The organism is Novosphingobium sp. AAP83 (genome assembly GCF_001295795.1).
GTDB lineage: Bacteria > Pseudomonadota > Alphaproteobacteria > Sphingomonadales > Sphingomonadaceae > Novosphingobium.
Genome location: NZ_LJHY01000008.1, coordinates 47,619 through 63,888, shown reverse-complemented (window position 1 = coordinate 63,888; position 16,270 = coordinate 47,619). Strand labels below are relative to the sequence as shown.

Below are 16,270 nucleotides of genomic sequence, written 5' to 3'. Positions count from 1 at the left end.
GGCAGCCCCCATCGCCAGGCCAACCGCGCTGTCGGCTTGTTCCGGATCATTACGGGGATCATGCAATACGCGGCGCAAAGCGCCGGTTCAGGGCCGCTGCGAATGCCGCAGCCCACCATCCACCACGATTTCAGCTGCGGTAATGTAACTGGCCTCATCCGATAGCAGGAACCGCACCACCCTGCCGATTTCCTCAGGCTGGCCAAACCGACCGGCAAAAGTGCGCGGCCCGTAAAGCTGTACCATGCCGTCGCGCATCTCGCCCAGAATCGGCGTATCTATCATGCCCGGGCTGATCGCATTGATGCGGATGCCATCGCACCCCAGTTCATCCGCCATCGCGCGAACCAACGAAATCACGGCACCCTTGGCGGCGGTATAAATCGGGATCATCCCGTTGCCGAACCAGGCATTGATCGATGAAACCGCCACAATCGCGCTGCCCGGATTGGCCTTGAGATCATCGGCAAAGGCCTGCGCCAAGCCCAGCAGCGCGCGCACATGCAAGGCCATGCTGGCATCAAACACATCGGGCGTCGCGCCGATGATCCCGGTTGGCTCTGCCGTGCCCGCACAATGCACAATCCCGCCCACGCCGCCCAGCGCCGCGCGCGTTGCCAAAGCGGCGGGCAGCACCGCCTGCGCATCGCGCAAGTCGGTGCCAAGCCCGATGGTTTTCACCCCGTGTTGCGCCGCAATTTGCGCGGCCGCCGCCTCGGCCCCGCTCGCGTTGATATCCCACACCGCAACCGGACGCCCCACCGCCGCCAGTGCGTGCGCACTAGCAAGGCCGATGCCGGAAGCCCCGCCAGTGATAACCACCGGCGTTCCGGGGGTGCCCGGTTGCGGCGCGTACCCGCTCATTCCGCAGCCTCTTGCGCTGGCAGGAACAGGCACACGCTATCAAAGCCCAGCACATGCGCCACCCGGCCAAGGCCCATCCATGCCGCCGTACAATGCGCCAGATCAACAATCTCGCCATCGCTGAAGTTCTCATGCATCCGCACCCAGAACTCCGCGTCCGCGCTTAGCACTTTGGGCTCTGTGGCAAAGCGTTCGGCAAATTCGATGGACAGCCGTTCGCGCGCCGAAAACACCGTTGCCGTTTGCCAGTCGGCAATGCTTGCGAAAAACGCCTCGTCGGGCGCAGGTCCGTTGCCGGTCACCATCTGCGCCGGTGTCTCGCCGTTCACCGAATACATCGGCTTGGCATCGCGTTCGCTGCGAAAGTCCTGGCAAATCGCGCAACCGTTCAACTGCGCCGTGCGCATCCGCGCGGCTTCGAACTCGCGCAAGGACAATTGCGATTCACAATAGACCGCGCGCGAAAACCCGCCAGCCGCTGCCATGATCCCCGTCGCATAATTGCGCGAGGCAAAGCCGAATGGATCGTGGGCTTGTTCATCCGGAATGGTGATCTTGAGCATCAGGAGTTCCTCTCGCTTTCTTGCTTATGGTTCTTCAGGTATCGCCAATGTCTGGGCCAATGTCTGGCACGGGCGCGATGGGCGGCACATTGTGGGTATAGGCCATTTCCTCATGGCGCTCGGCAATCCGCCAGCCATCGGCTGTGCGTAACAGTCTGTCACGATACCACAATCCGATAAAGAACGTCGTTTCACCACCGGCTTCATTGCGGTGGACCATCGGGTTGAACAGGATCGTGCGGCTCGTCGCCTCGTCCCCCATCAGAGTCAGCTTGGTCGTTGCCACCATGTGCTGAAAGCTGGGAAACTGTGCCAGCGCCTTTGGTAACCACGCCTTGATCTGCGCAAGCGATCCCTTCGCCCCGCCCGTCTCGGTATAGTCGATCTGCGCATCGGGCGTAAAAATCGTATCGAGTGCATCCCAATCGCGCTCATCAATGGCAAAGCTGTAGCGCGCAAACAGATCCTGGATCTCCAGCCGGTCGGATATCTCCTGCAAATCCATCATGCCGCAACAGGTGCCTTGATCGCATATTCAGCCAGCACCGGCCGCGCCATCGCATCGGCAAAAGCATCATAGCTCCACGGCCAGCTTGCCGGCACACCGGTCCGGTCCAGATACCAGCTTGTGCAGCCCGATCCGAAAATCGTGGTTTTGGCAGCCGCTACGCGCCGCACTTCATACGCTGCATGCGCCTCGACCGTGGGCATCACCGACACCCCCTCGCCCACGCGCAGCAGGTCGATCAACTGGTCGATATAATCCCACTGCCGCTCGGCAATGTCGATCAGCGAGAAGTTGCCCACCGGCCCGGTCGGCCCGTTCAGCATGAACAGGTTGGGGAAATGCGGCAGCGTCACCGCATAGTGCGCGGTGGGCCGCTCTGCCCAGAATGCATCCAGCGTCATGCCGCCTTGCCCGGTAACACCGGCGGGGCGGATAAACTTGTCGGCCTGGAACCCGGTGGCAAGGATCAGCGTGTCCAGTTCATGGAACGTGCCATCGGCCATGCGCACGCCCTTGGGCTCCACGCGCGCGATCTTGCCGGTTTCCACAAACACCGCAGGATGCTGCACTTCCTCGTAATAGCACCACGAATAGATCAACCGCTTGCACGCCGCGCGATAATTGGGCCGCAGCTTCTCCTTCAGTTCGGGATCGCGGATCGATTGTTCAAAATGATCGCGGCAAATATCCTCGATCATCTTCATCTGCGGACCATCGATATCGGTAATCGCATCGGTAAACCGCCGCACATTGCCGATATATTCGTCGGCAAAGCGGATCGCGTCGATCAGCGCCGGATCGCGGCGAAATGCTTCGCGCTCCTCCTCGCTGTAAAGGAAGTACGGCACCGGCATCACCCATTGCGGCGAACGCTGGAAATGGACCAGCTTTTCAACCTTCTTGTTGATCGCGGTCACAATCTGGATGCCGGTCGATCCTGAACCGATCAGGCCCACTTTTGCACCCTCAATCGGCGCATCGTCATCCCAGCGCGCGGTGTGAAAGGCCGGGCCGTCGAACGTCTCCAGCCCTTCGATCACAGGAACATTGGGATAATGCAGCACGCCCGATGCGGCGATCACCACATCAAAAACCTCGGCGCTGCCATCGCCCAGCGTTACCGTCCACTGGCTCGCGTCCTCATCCCAATCCAGCGCCGTCACTTCGGTATGAAAGCGGATAAACGGCGCGATTCCATACTTATCGGTCACAAACTCGAAGTATTCCTGAACTTCAGGCCCGATTGCGTAATAGGCCTTCCATTCGGGATAAGGTTCGAACGTATAAGTATAGGCGTGGGCAGGCACGTCGCATGAAAGGCCGGGATAGCGGTTCTCGCGCCATGTTCCGCCAATTTTGCCCGCCTTTTCAAAAACCGTAAAGTCCTCGCCGCGCTCCTTCAGCTTGATCGCGGCCAGAACGCCCGCCATGCCTGCGCCAACAATGGCATAGCGCAAAGCGCGCGTGGTCGATGATGTCATGGATCGCTATCCTCTCGGGCCGCCCCGGCATCTGCTGGCCGATGTGCGTCACGCCCTGATCGCATGCCGGACAATTCCGCACATCACCCGAAGGTATTAAAGCGTAATCCCCTCCACCAAGCAGAGCCTGCCGCAACAGGTTCACGCAGAGGCGCAGAGCAGAAAGCAGAGACGCGGAGGCGTTGGCTCCGGCCGCAAGGCCTCCCAAAACCAAGCCATGGAGAAAACAACCCAGTCAGGATGGAAAGGCAGCTTTGCCGTCATCCCCGCCCCCTCTGCGCCTCCACTTCTTCTCCGCGTCTCTGCGTGAAACCTGCTCAACCCGGCGCGACACCAAACCCGCTACCGCGCAAACCTTTTTTGCGTTTTCTTCCGGCACATTGGCACAATTTCCACCTATAGCGGTTGACGAGGGGCAATAGGCTGCGCAAACGGCAGGTGCGGCAGCAATCATGCCAAACCAGCAAAGTGGTCCCAAGTGGAATGAGCCAAGTTTTCAGCTTCGATGCAACAGATGTTGCGATTATTCGCGAACTGCGCGCCAACGGTCGCGCAAACAATCAGCAAATCGCTGAAAAGCTGGGATTGACCGCCACTACAGTGTCCACACGCATCCGCCGCATGGAAGATGCCGATCAATTGCGCGTTGTCGCCGTTTCCGATTTTTCGGCACATGGTTTCAATGTGCTTTTGCGCATTTCAGTATCGGTCGATGGCCGCCCCGCATCCGAAGTCGCCAACGAACTTGGCGCTCTGCCTGAAGTGGTTGCGGCCCACATGGTCACCGGCGGCTACGATATCGATATGCTCGTGGCTCTTCACGATTTCGATGATCTGTCAGAATTCCTGCTGGATAAACTCTCGGGCGTGCGCGGCATTCGCACGTTAACGCCCGCCATCGTGGTCGATATCATCAAATACCAGTTCGATGTCGCACCCATCGAAGGAAAGGCGTAACCGCCATGGCCTCCCCGCAACTTGATACGCTCGACACGCAACTTGTTGATATGCTCGCGCGTGATGCGCGCGTATCCAACCGCCGCATCGCCGCCGAACTCGGCGTCACCGAAGGTACCGTTCGCGGCCGAATCAAACGCTTGCAACAAGATGGCCTGATTGCGTTCACCGCCATCACCGGCTTCCAGCTTGGCCACCGCGCCAGATTGGCCTTCATCAACGTGCAGGCCGATGTTGATCGCGTTCGCGAAGTGGCACAAGTCATCGCCGATATTCCCGGCGTCAATGCGGTGCTCATTACCATGGGCCAGTTCAATATCACCGCCATGTGCCTGATCGATGATCTCGATGTGCTGGTCGAACTTGCCTCTGACCAGATCCTTTCGATCAACGGGGTTCACCACGTCGAAACCTCGATTGCGGTCAAAACCATCAAATACAATGCGCGCATGGCCAAGATCACCAAGCCCGAAGTCGTGCCTGATGATGAAGATTAAGGCCTAAATGCCATAACACTCTGCGCGTTCACAAAGCCATAGCGCCATTTGCTATCGATTTGCGGATGTTTATACCAAGTGAAAGACGAATCACTCGGGAGAGCGTTATGACCGCCACGTTAAAGGATATTGCCGCACGCCTTGCCGCGTTGGAGGACAAGGAAGAAATCCGCGCGCTCAAAGCCCGCTATTTGCGCGCCTGTGATCTCAAACATGTCGAAGACGTGCGCGATTGCTTCGCCCCCGGCCCCATCCGCATCGCCTATGAAAACTTCCCCGAATTCACCGATCGCGATGCCTTCGTCGCCATCTATGAACAGATGGCCTGCAGCGGCGGCGTCTATGATCTGCACCATGCAACCAACTGGGAAATCGCGCTGACCGGCGCGGATACGGCCACAGGAAAGTGGTCGCTCAACTTCCGCACCATCCTTACCGGCCCCCGCCAGATCGTGCGTCTGGCTGTGGAATACCAGGATGTCTACGCCCGCCGCGATGGCCGCTGGTGGATCGTCGAAACCGTAAGCTGCGTCACCTCGATGCTGACCGAACAGGTCGCGGAAGACGGCACCATCACCGTCCTAGCTCTGGCCGAACCCCCAGCAGCCTGAAGCCCCCTATTTCCTCCCCGTTTTTGCGAAGCACAAACGGGGAGGTCGCAGCGCGCAGCGCTGACGGAGGGGGACTTCTCACCAAACCTTAGGCAAACTCCACCGCTGGCGCAACCTGCATACCCCGCACCACCTGCCCGGGACGTGCAGGCGTTGCCTGATCGTCGCGGCGAATAATCTGTCCGCTCACGATTGTGGCGGCATATCCGGTCGCACTCTGGTCCAACCTGCGCCCGCCGCCGGGCAGGTCGTGGCGGATCACCGGCGCGTGCAAGGTCAGTCCGTCCAGGTCGATCACATTGATATCGGCCTTGTATCCCTCGCGCAAAATCCCGCGATCCGCCAAGCCAACAACGCGCGCAGGTTTGGCACTCAGCATATGCACCGCCTCGGCCAGCGTCATGCGCTCTCCGGTGCGGTCGCGCACCCAGTATGTCAGCATGAAGGTGGGATAGCTGGCATCACAAATCGCGGCGTAATGCGCGCCGCCATCGCCCAGACCGATCACCGTATCTTCGCGCCGCATCAGGCCCAGCAGCGCATCCAGCTTGCCATCATGGAAATTGCCCAGCGTATTTAATATCATGCCCGTGCCATCACGCTCCATCAGCACATCATAGGCCACCTCTTCAGGTGTTCGCCCTTGTGCCTTTGCCAACGCACCAATGCTCTGGTCGGCAGCGGGTTCATACTGCGGCGGATCGCCAAACGGGAACATCCAGTCCCAGATCCGCGTCAGCATCGCCAGCGGATGGCCCGGCTGCGGAATCTCTGACAACACTTGCGCACGGAAAGCCGGATCGCGTAATTTCGGCAATTGCTCTTCCAGCGGCAAATCCGCCAAAGGCTGATACGATGGGCACAAACAGAACGGATGGGTCGAAAGCGCCCAGCCTGAAACCAGCCCCACCGGGCGCGGCAATATCTGCGGGGCTAGATCCAGGCCGCGCGCATAAGCTTCATCCACCACCGCCATCGCCTCGTCCCAATTGGGCGAACCGGTATTGGCAAGTGCAAATGTAAACGTGGCCGGCCTGCCCGATGCCTCGGCCACAGCCACCAGACGCCCCAGTTCTGCTTCCCACGATTCAAATGGCGCATCCAGTACGGCCTGGAACACGCCGGTCTGCGCTTCCGCCATGGCTTGCGTAATCGCCACCAGTTCGCGCGTATCGGCCCCATATGTCGGGATCAATTCCCCTGTCTTGGTCCGGTGAATGTTCAACCGCGATGTGGCAAAGCCGATCGCCCCTGCATCCAGCGCTTCACGCGCAATCGCCTTCATCTGCGCCAGATCATCCTCGGTCGCCACTTCGCGTGCCAGCGCGCGCTCGCCCATCACCCACACGCGCAAGGGGCTGTGCGGCAGCAGGCACGCCACATCGATATCGCGCGGCCGCGCCGCCAGGGCATCCAGATATTGCGGAAAAGTCTCCCAGTCCCATGGCAAACCCTCGGCCATGACCACACCCGGAATATCCTCCACGCCCTCCATCAACCGGATCAGCGCCTGATGATCGTCCTTGCGGCAGGGTGCAAAGCCCACCCCGCAATTGCCCAGCACGGCGGTTGTCACCCCGTGCGAACTGCTCGGCGAAAGCGTTTCAGACCACACCGCCTGCCCGTCATAATGCGTGTGAATATCCACAAAGCCCGGGGTTACGATGCGGCCCTTCGCGTCAATCGCCTCGCGTGCCTCTCCGGCAAAGCTGTTGCCAGCATAGATGATTCGGTCCCCGCGCACGGCCACATCGCCCACAAACGGCGCAGCGCCCGATCCATCAACGATCAATCCGCCCCGGATCAGCAAATCGGCAGCAAGGCCTTGCGCCGTCATCGTGTCTCTCCCATGCGTTTCAGGCTTGATACTTGGCCGCGCGGCATGTCGCAAGTGGCGATAGAGCCTCAAAACTCCGCATCGTGCATTTAAAATGCGTCATTGACCTATCTTTGCGTGATGTAATACCCACTAAACTACGAAAACGTGTGAGAGGATTCGCAAGATGATCGATTATGGCCTTCACGGCAAAGTGGCGCTGGTTACCGGCGCAAGCGGCGGAATCGGACGTGCTGCGGCGCTCGTCTTCGCCCGCTCCGGCGCCAGCGTGCTGGTCAGCGATGTCAACGAAGAGGGCGGCGCACAAACCGTCGCCATGATCGAAGCCGCCGGTGGCAAAGCCGCCTTCCAGCGTTGCGATGTCAGCAAGTCTGACGAGGTCAAGGCGATGGTCGCCGCAGCCGTATCTACCTTCGGCGGGCTCGATTGCGCCTTCAACAACGCCGGGCTCAACCGTTTGGGCGATGATGAATATGATGATGCCATTTGGGAACGCAACATCGGCATCAACCTGTCGGGCGTAATGCGCTGCATGCGCGAAGAAGCCGAAGTCATGCTGGCGCGCGGCGGCGGGGCGATCGTCAACACTGCCTCGATCAACGGCATCGTCGGCAATGGCGCACAGCCCGCCTATGTCGCGGCAAAGCACGGCGTTGTCGGCCTCGCACGCCACGGCGCGCTGCGCTGGGCCAAGGGCGGCATCCGCGTTAATGCGGTCTGCCCCGGCGTCATCGAAACGCCGATGACCGCGCCTCTCGTCGCCAACCCCGAGATGAAAAAGATGATCGATTCCATGACCCCGATGGGCCGCATGGGCACCGCCGATGAAATCGCCGAGGCCGTCGTCTGGCTGTGCTCGCCTGCCGCCAGCTTCGTCACCGGCCACGCCATGGTCATCGATGGCGGCGCAACCGCCGTCTGATCACCGCGCCCTCCCGCCACACCAACGGCGGGAGGGCAGCGCGCCTTTCACCCCAGCGCAGCTTTCAATTTGGCCCCTGCCCGCTCGATAAACGGCATCGCATCGGGCACCGCTTCAAACATCGAAACAAAGCCGTGGATCATGCCCGGCGCTTCTTCCATATCCACCGCCACGCCCGCCGCTTGCAGCGCCCCGGCATAAGCGCGGCCTTCATCGCGCAGCGGATCGTATTGCGCCACCAGCACCGTGGCCGATGGCAATCCGCCCAGATCATCATGCCGCAACACCGCCGCCAGCGTCGGCGCATTGGCATGATCGCCCACATAATGCGCCCAGAACCACTGCATCATTGCGGTTGAAAGAAAGTATTCCCCGCCGCCATTTTCCACATAGGACGCGCGCTCGAAATCGGCATCGGCCACCGGATAAATCAGCAATTGGTGCGCCAGCTTCGGCCCGCCCTCATCCCGCGCCCGGATCGCCACGGCAGCCGCCAGATTACCGCCCGCGCTATCACCCGCAACCGCAAGCCGCGTCGCATCAACGCCAAGCTCTCCCGCATGGGCCACCGCCCACACCAGCGCATCATAGCAATCGTCCAGCGGCGCAGGGAACGGCGCTTCGGGCGCAAGGCGATAACCCACCGACAGCACCGCCGCGCTGCTTGCACGGGCCAGCGCGCGCGATGTGGCATCATGCGATTCCAGATCGCCGATCACCCAGCCCCCGCCATGGTAGAACACCACCAACGGCGGAGTATCTCCTGCACCTTCAGGCACATAAAGCCGCGCCGCAATATCCCGCCCGGCCAGATCCAGCACCAGATCGCGCACCTGCGCCACCGCAAGCGGCGGCCCCATCGCCATCGGCGCATTGGCCGCCCGCAACGCTTCGGGCGTGATCGTGGCATAATCCACCGCCGGCATCTGCGCCATAAAGCCAAGCAGCGCTTCGACCTGAGGGTTAAGCGTCATAGTCCATCTCTCCCGGTTCTCAACCAAATTGCGCGGCGATTTCCGCCACGGCAGCCCCCACATCATGCCTACGATAGCCCAGCAGCGCTGTTTCCGCCGCATCGGGCTCATAAGCAATCGTATTGCCGCGCCCTTGCGGGATGGCAATATCGGGCAGCAGCGGCAGTTCCTCGTCACGCTCCTCCAACACCACGCCACTTCCCACCGCTTTGAAAAACAACTGGAAATATTCGCGGAATGAAAGATTCTCATCCCCCACCAGATAAGCCTTGCCCGGCTCGCCCCGTACCAACGCGCCCTCAATGGCCTCGGACAATGACCGGAACGACATGAAATTCGTGCCCCCCGTCGGCGCATAATGCGCAATCGGGATCAGCCCTTTGGCCCACTGTACATAGGGATCGAATATCGCCGACGGCAGCCCCGGCACCGTGCCCACCATGAACGGCGCGTTCACGCTCACAACATCAAACCCTGCCCGCCCTTGCGCCCGCGCACCTTCGCACGCTGCCAACCGCGACTCGATATAGACATTGCCCGCAACCAGTTCGGGCGCGGCCTGCGGATAGAAGCTACCCAACTGGACCGCACGTTTCACGCCCGCCTCGCGCGCAGCAGCAAAGAACGCCGGTAGCGCCACATGATTGGCCTTGTGCAACCATGCGCCAAAGTCCTCGCCCTCGGGCACATGGCGCGGGTCGTTTCCGGCAGCAAACACCACCCATTCAAACCCGCGCAACCGCTCTGGCGTAAAGTCGCCCGCCACATAATCGCCCTGCATGAAACCCAGCGCGGTCAAAGGCGTGCCCGCAAACGCACCCGTTCCGCGCCCGGTGATCGTCACATCATGGCCCTGCGCCGCCAGATGCAAGGCGGCATGGCCACCCAACGCACCGGTCCCGCCAACAACAAGCACTTTCATCCGCATAGTCCTTTAATTGCCGCCGCCCACATCGTGCACCGGGCGCACTTCTTCCCAGTCAACGATCAGCGTCCGCTTCGTGAATTTCCATGCGCCCGCCTCGCGCAGCCATGCGTCCTGATAGCGGATCGCCCAGACCAGCAGCACATCGCCGCCGCCTGCCCCGGCCATCCGGTGTTCGGCAGTAGAGCGGGTTTCGCCCTGTGCTCTGTCCCCATCAATCAGAACCGTCTGATCGTGCACCACATGGCGCGTGGCCTTGAACATCTGCCCCAACACATCGATCGAACCAAGGTTGCCCTCCAGCCCCGCAATCGCAAAGCCCGGCCCCGTCATTTCCACATCATCGGCCAGCACTTGCCGCCACAGGTCCTTGTCACGCCGGTCCGCCCCCAGCGCATAGAGCTCTGCCGCGCGCCGCAGCGCCGCCTCATCGCTCACGCCACTGTTCCGGGCACGACCATGCCATTGCCCGAAATCAGCGGCACGTTGGTCCATTCCCCTTGCGGCGTGCGATACCAGCCCGATGCCGCCAGCGCCCCGCCATCGACATGCAGCGTCGTCCCCGTCACCCATGATGCCAGCGGACTGGCCAGATAGAGCGCCGCACCCGCGCAATCGGCAGGCTGGCCAAACCGGCCAAGCGGAATCCAGCGCTCTTCATGCGCGCGGTTCGCCTGCGGGATCATATAGTCCAGCGCCAGTTGCGGCGTATCAGTCGTTTCGGGCGCAATATCGTTCACGCGGATGCCTTCCGGCCCCAGTTCCAGCGCCAGGCTCTTGGTAAAGCCCGTCACCGCCCATTTGGCCGCCGCATAAACACTGCAATAGGGAATCCCGCGATGCGCCTCGATCGACGTCACGTTGATGATGCTCGATCCTGCTCCAGCCGTCCGCAGCAACGGGATCATCGCCCGCGTCATCCGCAGCAATTGCCCCAGATTGGTGTCGAGGATTTCCTCGGCCTCCTCATCGGCCAGCATCGCAAAGGGCCGCGCGTGGACAAAGTGGCCGACATTGTTGACCAGCACATCCAGCTTGCCGCTTTCTGCGGCAATCCGTTCTGCCAGCATCGCACCCACCCCGCGCTGGCGCACATCGCAGCGGATCACCCGCGCTGTGGGCATCGCCTGCTCTGCCGCATCGGCATTGGCCGGATCAATCTCGGCGATCACCACTTGCGCGCCCGCCCCTGCAAACGCCTCGGCAATCGCGCGGCCAATGCCCACACCGCCGCCGGTTACCAATACTGTCTTGCCACCAAAATCGAGACCCTGCGAAAGCTGCGCGGGCGGAAGTCCACCGGTCATGCCAAAGTTCCTCTCACGTTATTCTGGCAATCACCCGATTCGATAATCGATGCCGCCATTTTTACGCAAGGTGCGTTTGGTTTCAGAGCAAGTCAATGAAATGCGCAAGAAATTGGCAATTCGGCCACTATACCCCCGGTTGATCGGCCGGCACATGAACGATCAATCCGTCCAGTTCCTCACCCAATTGCACCTGGCACGACAAGCGGCTGTTGGGCCGTATCTCCGCCCCCTCGATCGCGTCCAGCATATCACGCTCATCGGGCCGCGCCGCACCCGTCCGGTCCAGCCATTCGGGCGCAATATAGCAGTGGCACGTCGCGCACTGCATCATCCCCCCGCACAGTGCGTCAATCCCGTCGATCAGATTGCCGACCGCCAGTTGCATCAGCGTCATGCCCTCAAAGTTCACCACCGTGCGCGATGATCCATCAGGCTGAACGAACGTCACTTTGGCCATTGAATATCCCTCAACCTTGTACCCCCAAAACCTTCGTCATTGCGAGGAGGCAAAGCAGACGAAGCAATCCAGAGCGTAGCGCGCACCGCCTCTGGATTGCTTCGCTACGCTCGCAATGACGAAACGACAGGAACCAACCTCAAGCGTGCGCCGGACAGCCAGCCGCCTTGGCCAGCGCAACGGCGTCAACCGCAGCCGCCGCGCCCTCAACCTTGCGCCGCTTGTACCGCACGCGGCATGGCTGTGCGGGCCAATATGTCGTTGCGCCCGCCACCGGCTTCACTTCGTCGATCAGTTCCATATCGAAGTTTTGCAACAGGATCGCCACCAGTGCCTTCATTTCCATGCGCGCAAAGTTCACGCCGGCACAGCGATGCACCCCGCCGCCAAAACCGATCAGCGAATTGCTTTCAATCTGCGCATCAGGATTGGCCGGATTGAAGCGCTCGGGATCATAAGCATCGGGATTGCGGAACGTCTCTTCCATGCGGTGGCTGACAGAAGGCGCCAACAGCACGAATTCGCCCTTTTTGATGGTGTAGCCCTCGCGCTCGATATCGGCATTGGCCTTGCGTGAAAGCATATAGGCTACCGGATGCAGCCGCTCGGTCTCGCGCAGGGCAAGGTCCATCTTTTCCATCGCGATGGCATGTTCCCAGCTCAGGTTGCCGCCATCGCCGCCGCCCAGATTGGCGGCAAGTTCATCGCGCAGCACTTGCGCATAGGCCGGGTTCTGCAACAAATCGGCCAGCGCCCAGCTCACCTGTCCGGCGGTCGTTTCATGCCCTGCCCATACCAGCAGCAGAATAAGATGGCGGATGATCTCGTCCGCAACGGGGCGGCCATCGGGATATTTGGTTTCCACCATCGTCTGGAAAAAGTCAGGCGGATCAAGCGGCATGGCGCGGCGCTTTTCGATCCACGATTGCAAGATGCCGTGCAGCTTCTTCTTGGCGCGCTGCGATTTGATCATCTTGGGCGTGGGCAGCCACAACGGCAGCACAATCTCCATCCCGCCTGAAAAATCGCGGAACAGATCGAAGAATTCGTGCCCCAGCTTTTCGTGGAATTCGCGGCCCATAAAACTGTGAGCGGCAATATCCATCACCACCGGACCCAGCGTCTGGATCAGGTCAAACTCGCCCTCCTCGCCCAACTGCGCAACCAGATTCAGCGATTCCTCGACCATCACCGGCACATATTGCTTCATTGATGCCGCTTTGAAGCGCGGCATAATGATCGCGCGCTGGCGCAGATACTCGTCCATCTCGGCAAACGAATAAAAGTCTGGCGAAAACATCTTGAGGAAAAACGGCATCGATTCACGGATCGAAAGCAGCTTGTCCGTCTCTTCAAAGAAGAACCGGTTATGCTCAGGCCCCAGCATCACATTCATGCGCTGGCCCATGAAGTTCATCGCGAACATCCGGCCTTTGGTTTTATAACCGCGCTTCAGCACGCTTACCGGATCACGGAAAAACTGCGCGATATGCCCCAACAAGGGTGCACCGCCATCAAGAAGGGGAAGACCGCCAGCGGCGCTCGCTGCACTTGCCATGCCATTTCTCCCGAATAATCGCCGGTTGATCCGGCTTAAGAGGTCAATGGTATGGTGGGCCAAACGACACGCAAGAGGGTGACACCAAAGCAGATCACCTCATGATCTACACCGGATCACCAGATAGCAAGCAACACCCTTCTTTTCCCCTCCCGTTTACAGGAGGGGTCGGGGGTGGGCTTCTTTATTCTTCCCCCCTCCCGTTTACGGGAGGGGTCGGGGGTGGGCCTACCCTGCCTCACCCTTCCCGCTCACCCTGAACTTGTCGCAGAAGGGTGTGACCAGAGGTGGGACAACAACACCAGCCCCAACACACGCCGCAACAATCAATAAACCGCCGCCGCGTTCTTCTCACGCGGATTGCCCAGCATCGCGCGGTGCGATGGCCGCTCGTGCCCGCGATCGGTAACGCCCAGTTCCTTGGCGATCTCGGCCACGATCAGTGTCTGGCCCGAAAGCGCGTCACGGTTTGGCGCAGCGTCAATCGCGGCAAGCACATGGGCCGAAAACTCCGGATTTTCGGCCATCGCCAAAAAGCCTTCGTATTGCTCGGGGTTGGTCTGGGCCGCGATTTGCGCCCGCTCGGTCAATTGCGGGCCAAGCCACAGCGATACCGCAGCAACCCCCGTACCCCGGAAATCATGCTCCATATCGTGCGCCAGCTTGTCCAGCCCTGCCTTCTGCGCGCCATAGGCTGGCCCGTGCATATAGCATGTTGCGCCAAACGATGATGTCATCGCAATGATGCCTGAACCTTGGGGCACCATGATCTTGGCGGCATGCCAGCTTGCCACATAGGCACTGCGCAAACCCACATCGAGGATCTTTTGCGCATCCAGTTCCTTTTCCCAGAACGGCATCTTTTCAATAAGCTGGTGGTGCATATAGGCCGCGTTGTTCACCAGCACATCCAGCCGTCCCTGCTCTGCCATCACTTGTTCAAACAAGCGCGCAACCGATGCATCATCGCCGTGGTCGCACACCACAGGAATGCCCTTGCCGCCATTGTCGGTCACGCGCTGTGCAGTTTCTGCCACGGTTCCGGGCAGCACGGTGCCGTCCCAGCCCTTGGCGTCACCGGGCGTCACCGTGCGGCCCGTCACGTAAACGGTATAGCCCAACTCGCCAAAGCCACGGGCAATACCGGCACCTGCGCCACGGCTGGCACCGGTTACAACGGCGACCTTTGATTGTGTCATCGCGAAAATCCTTGTCTTAAAAATCGTATTGCGAAGTCGGGATCACATCGATCCGGGTGAAGTCGATAAACCCTGCGCAACTGTCCATCATCGTGGCCAGATTGGCGGAAAACTTTTCAGGCTGGCCTGCCGCATCAAAGAACACTTCGGGCTGGTCCAGCGCCTCGATCGGAAAGCATTCTTCCACAAAGGCGTCATAGGCGGGCGCATCATCGGTCAGCGGGCGCACGATGATGTTCTGCACATATTCGAAATTCGATTGTGTCTCTATCGCCACGCGGGTGTGGTGCGAATGCCAATGGGCCATCGCATGGCTGCGCGGCAGATCGGGCCGGAACGCTATTAAGCTCGCCTGGGCGAACCCCCAAGTTCTTGTAATTCCAGCAATGTTGGATTGTTGCCCGGGGGAAACCGGCACCGCCGGATGATCGGTATTGGCAATCACCGTGGATTCACACACCAGCCATGCCGCAAACTTCGCCCCATGCGCCGTCAGCACCGCGTCCACCCCGCTCCGGAACATGGCATTGGCCGATGGCATCCAGAACTGCACGATGGCCGCCTGCTGCGGTTCCTGCCAGCGCTGCACCAATCCCGCGCCCGCCGCCACATCCTCGTCCCGAACATTGATTCGCAAAGATTTTATACCCACTTGCGCCAAGGCCGCAGGCAGGCTTTGCAATAACCGGGCACCGCACTGCGCATGTGTTTCATCAACAAACGCCCAAAGCGCGACAATCACTTTTTCCATCAGGCGTCCCTCTCAATCTCTGGCCTCTTCCCCCCTCCCGCCTGCGGGAGGGGTCGGGGGTGGGCCTGCGCAAGCTGTCGCTCCATCCCGTCAGTCGAAGTTGGCCTGCCCGCCATCCAGCGGGATCGTCGCGCCGGTCAGATAGGACAGGTCCTGCCCCGCCAGCGCCACCAGCGCCCGCCCGATATCGCCCTCCAGCGATCCGACGCGGCCCAGCGGGATCGTGCGGAAAAACGCCTGCGCTTCCTCCGGATTGTTCTCGATCCACCACTTCAGCCCCGGCGATTCCGCATGCGGCGCAATAGTCAGCACGCGAATAGCCTCGCCGCCCCATTCCGCCGCTGCCGCGCGGGTCAGCGAACGGATGCCCTGCTTCACCGCGGCATAAGCGCCATAGCCGGTCATGTCCCAACGGATGCCCGCCGACGAACAGAAGTTGAAGATCGTGCCCCCGCCCCGTGCCACCAGATGCGGACGCGCCAGCTTCATTAGGCGCAGCGTGGCCAGCGGACCAGACTCGAACCCTGCGATAAAGGCCTCGTCGCTCACATCCTCAAGCTTGCCCAGCGGCACTTCCTGCGCATTGTTCACCAGGATATCCAGCCCGCCAAACGCTGCCACCGTCGCCGCTACCGTCGCGGCCAGATCGGCAGCAGACTTCACATCGCACGCCAGCGCCAGCGCCGTGCCACCGCGCTCACGCACCATTTGCGCGGTCGCCTCCACCTTCGAAAGCGTGCGCCCGGTCACCGCCACGCAGGCGCCTGCCCCCGCCATCGCCAAGGCCACGCCCTGCCCGATGCCCTGCCCCGCACCGGTAATCAGCACGCTCTTTCCCGAAAGGTCCGTCATTCCA

General features: G+C 60.9%; 18 protein-coding genes. 4 read left to right on the top strand and 14 right to left on the bottom strand.

Features of this window, described 5'->3' with window-relative positions; genetic code table 11:
- Positions 1 to 87 precede the first annotated feature (87 nt).
- Genes IP81_RS04780 through IP81_RS04765 form a run of 4 tightly spaced genes read right to left on the bottom strand, consistent with a single transcriptional unit; the run spans position 88 to position 3,416 of the window.
- On the bottom strand, positions 88 to 864 hold the full coding sequence (locus IP81_RS04780) for an SDR family NAD(P)-dependent oxidoreductase (RefSeq protein WP_054106843.1): 777 nt from the start codon (positions 862 to 864) through the stop codon (positions 88 to 90).
- Positions 861 to 1,427: a carboxymuconolactone decarboxylase family protein gene (locus tag IP81_RS04775; RefSeq protein WP_054106842.1), complete on the bottom strand. Its 567-nt coding sequence runs from the start codon at positions 1,425 to 1,427 to the stop codon at positions 861 to 863. The genes IP81_RS04780 and IP81_RS04775 overlap by 4 nt, the downstream gene beginning before the upstream one ends.
- Positions 1,428 to 1,461: 34 nt before the next feature.
- On the bottom strand, positions 1,462 to 1,935 hold the full coding sequence (locus tag IP81_RS04770) for a nuclear transport factor 2 family protein (RefSeq protein ID WP_054106841.1): 474 nt from the start codon (positions 1,933 to 1,935) through the stop codon (positions 1,462 to 1,464).
- Positions 1,932 to 3,416 carry an NAD(P)/FAD-dependent oxidoreductase gene (locus IP81_RS04765; protein ID WP_054106840.1) on the bottom strand — a complete coding sequence of 495 codons (1,485 nt, stop codon included), beginning with the start codon at positions 3,414 to 3,416 and terminating at the stop codon, positions 1,932 to 1,934. Before IP81_RS04765 ends, IP81_RS04770 begins: the two co-directional genes overlap by 4 nt.
- A gap of 483 nt (positions 3,417 to 3,899) precedes the next feature.
- Here IP81_RS04765 and IP81_RS04760 point away from each other — a divergent pair, with 483 nt between their 5' ends.
- The 3 genes from IP81_RS04760 (at position 3,900) to IP81_RS04750 (ending at position 5,481) form a co-directional block, all read left to right on the top strand.
- A complete protein-coding gene (locus IP81_RS04760) occupies positions 3,900 to 4,373 on the top strand; it encodes an Lrp/AsnC family transcriptional regulator (RefSeq protein ID WP_054106839.1) in 474 nt (157 codons plus the stop codon).
- 5 nt (positions 4,374 to 4,378) lie between these two features.
- Complete coding sequence (locus IP81_RS04755) at positions 4,379 to 4,870, top strand: Lrp/AsnC family transcriptional regulator (protein ID WP_054106838.1); 492 nt, start codon at positions 4,379 to 4,381, stop codon at positions 4,868 to 4,870.
- A 107-nt stretch (positions 4,871 to 4,977) separates the two neighbouring features.
- Positions 4,978 to 5,481, top strand: a complete 504-nt coding sequence (locus tag IP81_RS04750) for a nuclear transport factor 2 family protein (RefSeq protein WP_054106837.1) — start codon at positions 4,978 to 4,980, stop codon at positions 5,479 to 5,481.
- A gap of 88 nt (positions 5,482 to 5,569) precedes the next feature.
- Here IP81_RS04750 and IP81_RS04745 read toward each other — a convergent pair whose 3' ends face one another.
- Positions 5,570 to 7,318, bottom strand: a complete 1,749-nt coding sequence (locus IP81_RS04745; protein ID WP_054106836.1) for an amidohydrolase family protein — start codon at positions 7,316 to 7,318, stop codon at positions 5,570 to 5,572.
- Between the two features lie 166 nt (positions 7,319 to 7,484).
- On the opposite strand from IP81_RS04745, the gene IP81_RS04740 reads away from it, so the two are divergent.
- Complete coding sequence (locus IP81_RS04740) at positions 7,485 to 8,240, top strand: SDR family NAD(P)-dependent oxidoreductase (RefSeq protein WP_054106835.1); 756 nt, start codon at positions 7,485 to 7,487, stop codon at positions 8,238 to 8,240.
- 47 nt (positions 8,241 to 8,287) lie between these two features.
- Here the strand turns inward: IP81_RS04740 and estDL136 are convergent, their stop codons facing one another.
- From estDL136 to IP81_RS04695, 9 genes are all read right to left on the bottom strand, one after another.
- On the bottom strand, positions 8,288 to 9,214 hold the full coding sequence (estDL136, locus tag IP81_RS04735; protein ID WP_054106834.1) for a chloramphenicol hydrolase: 927 nt from the start codon (positions 9,212 to 9,214) through the stop codon (positions 8,288 to 8,290).
- A 19-nt stretch (positions 9,215 to 9,233) separates the two neighbouring features.
- Positions 9,234 to 10,136 carry an NAD(P)-dependent oxidoreductase gene (locus tag IP81_RS04730; RefSeq protein ID WP_054106833.1) on the bottom strand — a complete coding sequence of 301 codons (903 nt, stop codon included), beginning with the start codon at positions 10,134 to 10,136 and terminating at the stop codon, positions 9,234 to 9,236.
- Between the two features lie 12 nt (positions 10,137 to 10,148).
- Positions 10,149 to 10,577, bottom strand: a complete 429-nt coding sequence (locus tag IP81_RS04725; RefSeq protein ID WP_054106832.1) for a nuclear transport factor 2 family protein — start codon at positions 10,575 to 10,577, stop codon at positions 10,149 to 10,151.
- Positions 10,574 to 11,446 carry an SDR family NAD(P)-dependent oxidoreductase gene (locus tag IP81_RS04720; RefSeq protein ID WP_054106831.1) on the bottom strand — a complete coding sequence of 291 codons (873 nt, stop codon included), beginning with the start codon at positions 11,444 to 11,446 and terminating at the stop codon, positions 10,574 to 10,576. Before IP81_RS04720 ends, IP81_RS04725 begins: the two co-directional genes overlap by 4 nt.
- 127 nt (positions 11,447 to 11,573) lie before the next feature.
- Entirely contained in the window at positions 11,574 to 11,906 is a 333-nt protein-coding gene (locus IP81_RS04715; RefSeq protein WP_054106830.1) for a 2Fe-2S iron-sulfur cluster-binding protein, read from the bottom strand.
- A 139-nt stretch (positions 11,907 to 12,045) separates the two neighbouring features.
- Complete coding sequence (locus tag IP81_RS04710) at positions 12,046 to 13,464, bottom strand: cytochrome P450 (protein ID WP_054106829.1); 1,419 nt, start codon at positions 13,462 to 13,464, stop codon at positions 12,046 to 12,048.
- A gap of 326 nt (positions 13,465 to 13,790) precedes the next feature.
- Positions 13,791 to 14,663 (bottom strand): SDR family NAD(P)-dependent oxidoreductase, encoded by an 873-nt coding sequence (locus IP81_RS04705; RefSeq protein ID WP_054106828.1) that lies wholly within the window; start codon positions 14,661 to 14,663, stop codon positions 13,791 to 13,793.
- A 16-nt stretch (positions 14,664 to 14,679) separates the two neighbouring features.
- The gene (locus IP81_RS04700; RefSeq protein WP_054106827.1) at positions 14,680 to 15,414 is read right to left on the bottom strand and encodes an EthD domain-containing protein; all 735 of its coding nucleotides are present in this window, start codon (positions 15,412 to 15,414) and stop codon (positions 14,680 to 14,682) included.
- A 90-nt stretch (positions 15,415 to 15,504) separates the two neighbouring features.
- Positions 15,505 to 16,266 carry an SDR family NAD(P)-dependent oxidoreductase gene (locus IP81_RS04695; RefSeq protein WP_054106826.1) on the bottom strand — a complete coding sequence of 254 codons (762 nt, stop codon included), beginning with the start codon at positions 16,264 to 16,266 and terminating at the stop codon, positions 15,505 to 15,507.
- Positions 16,267 to 16,270: the final 4 nt, after the last annotated feature.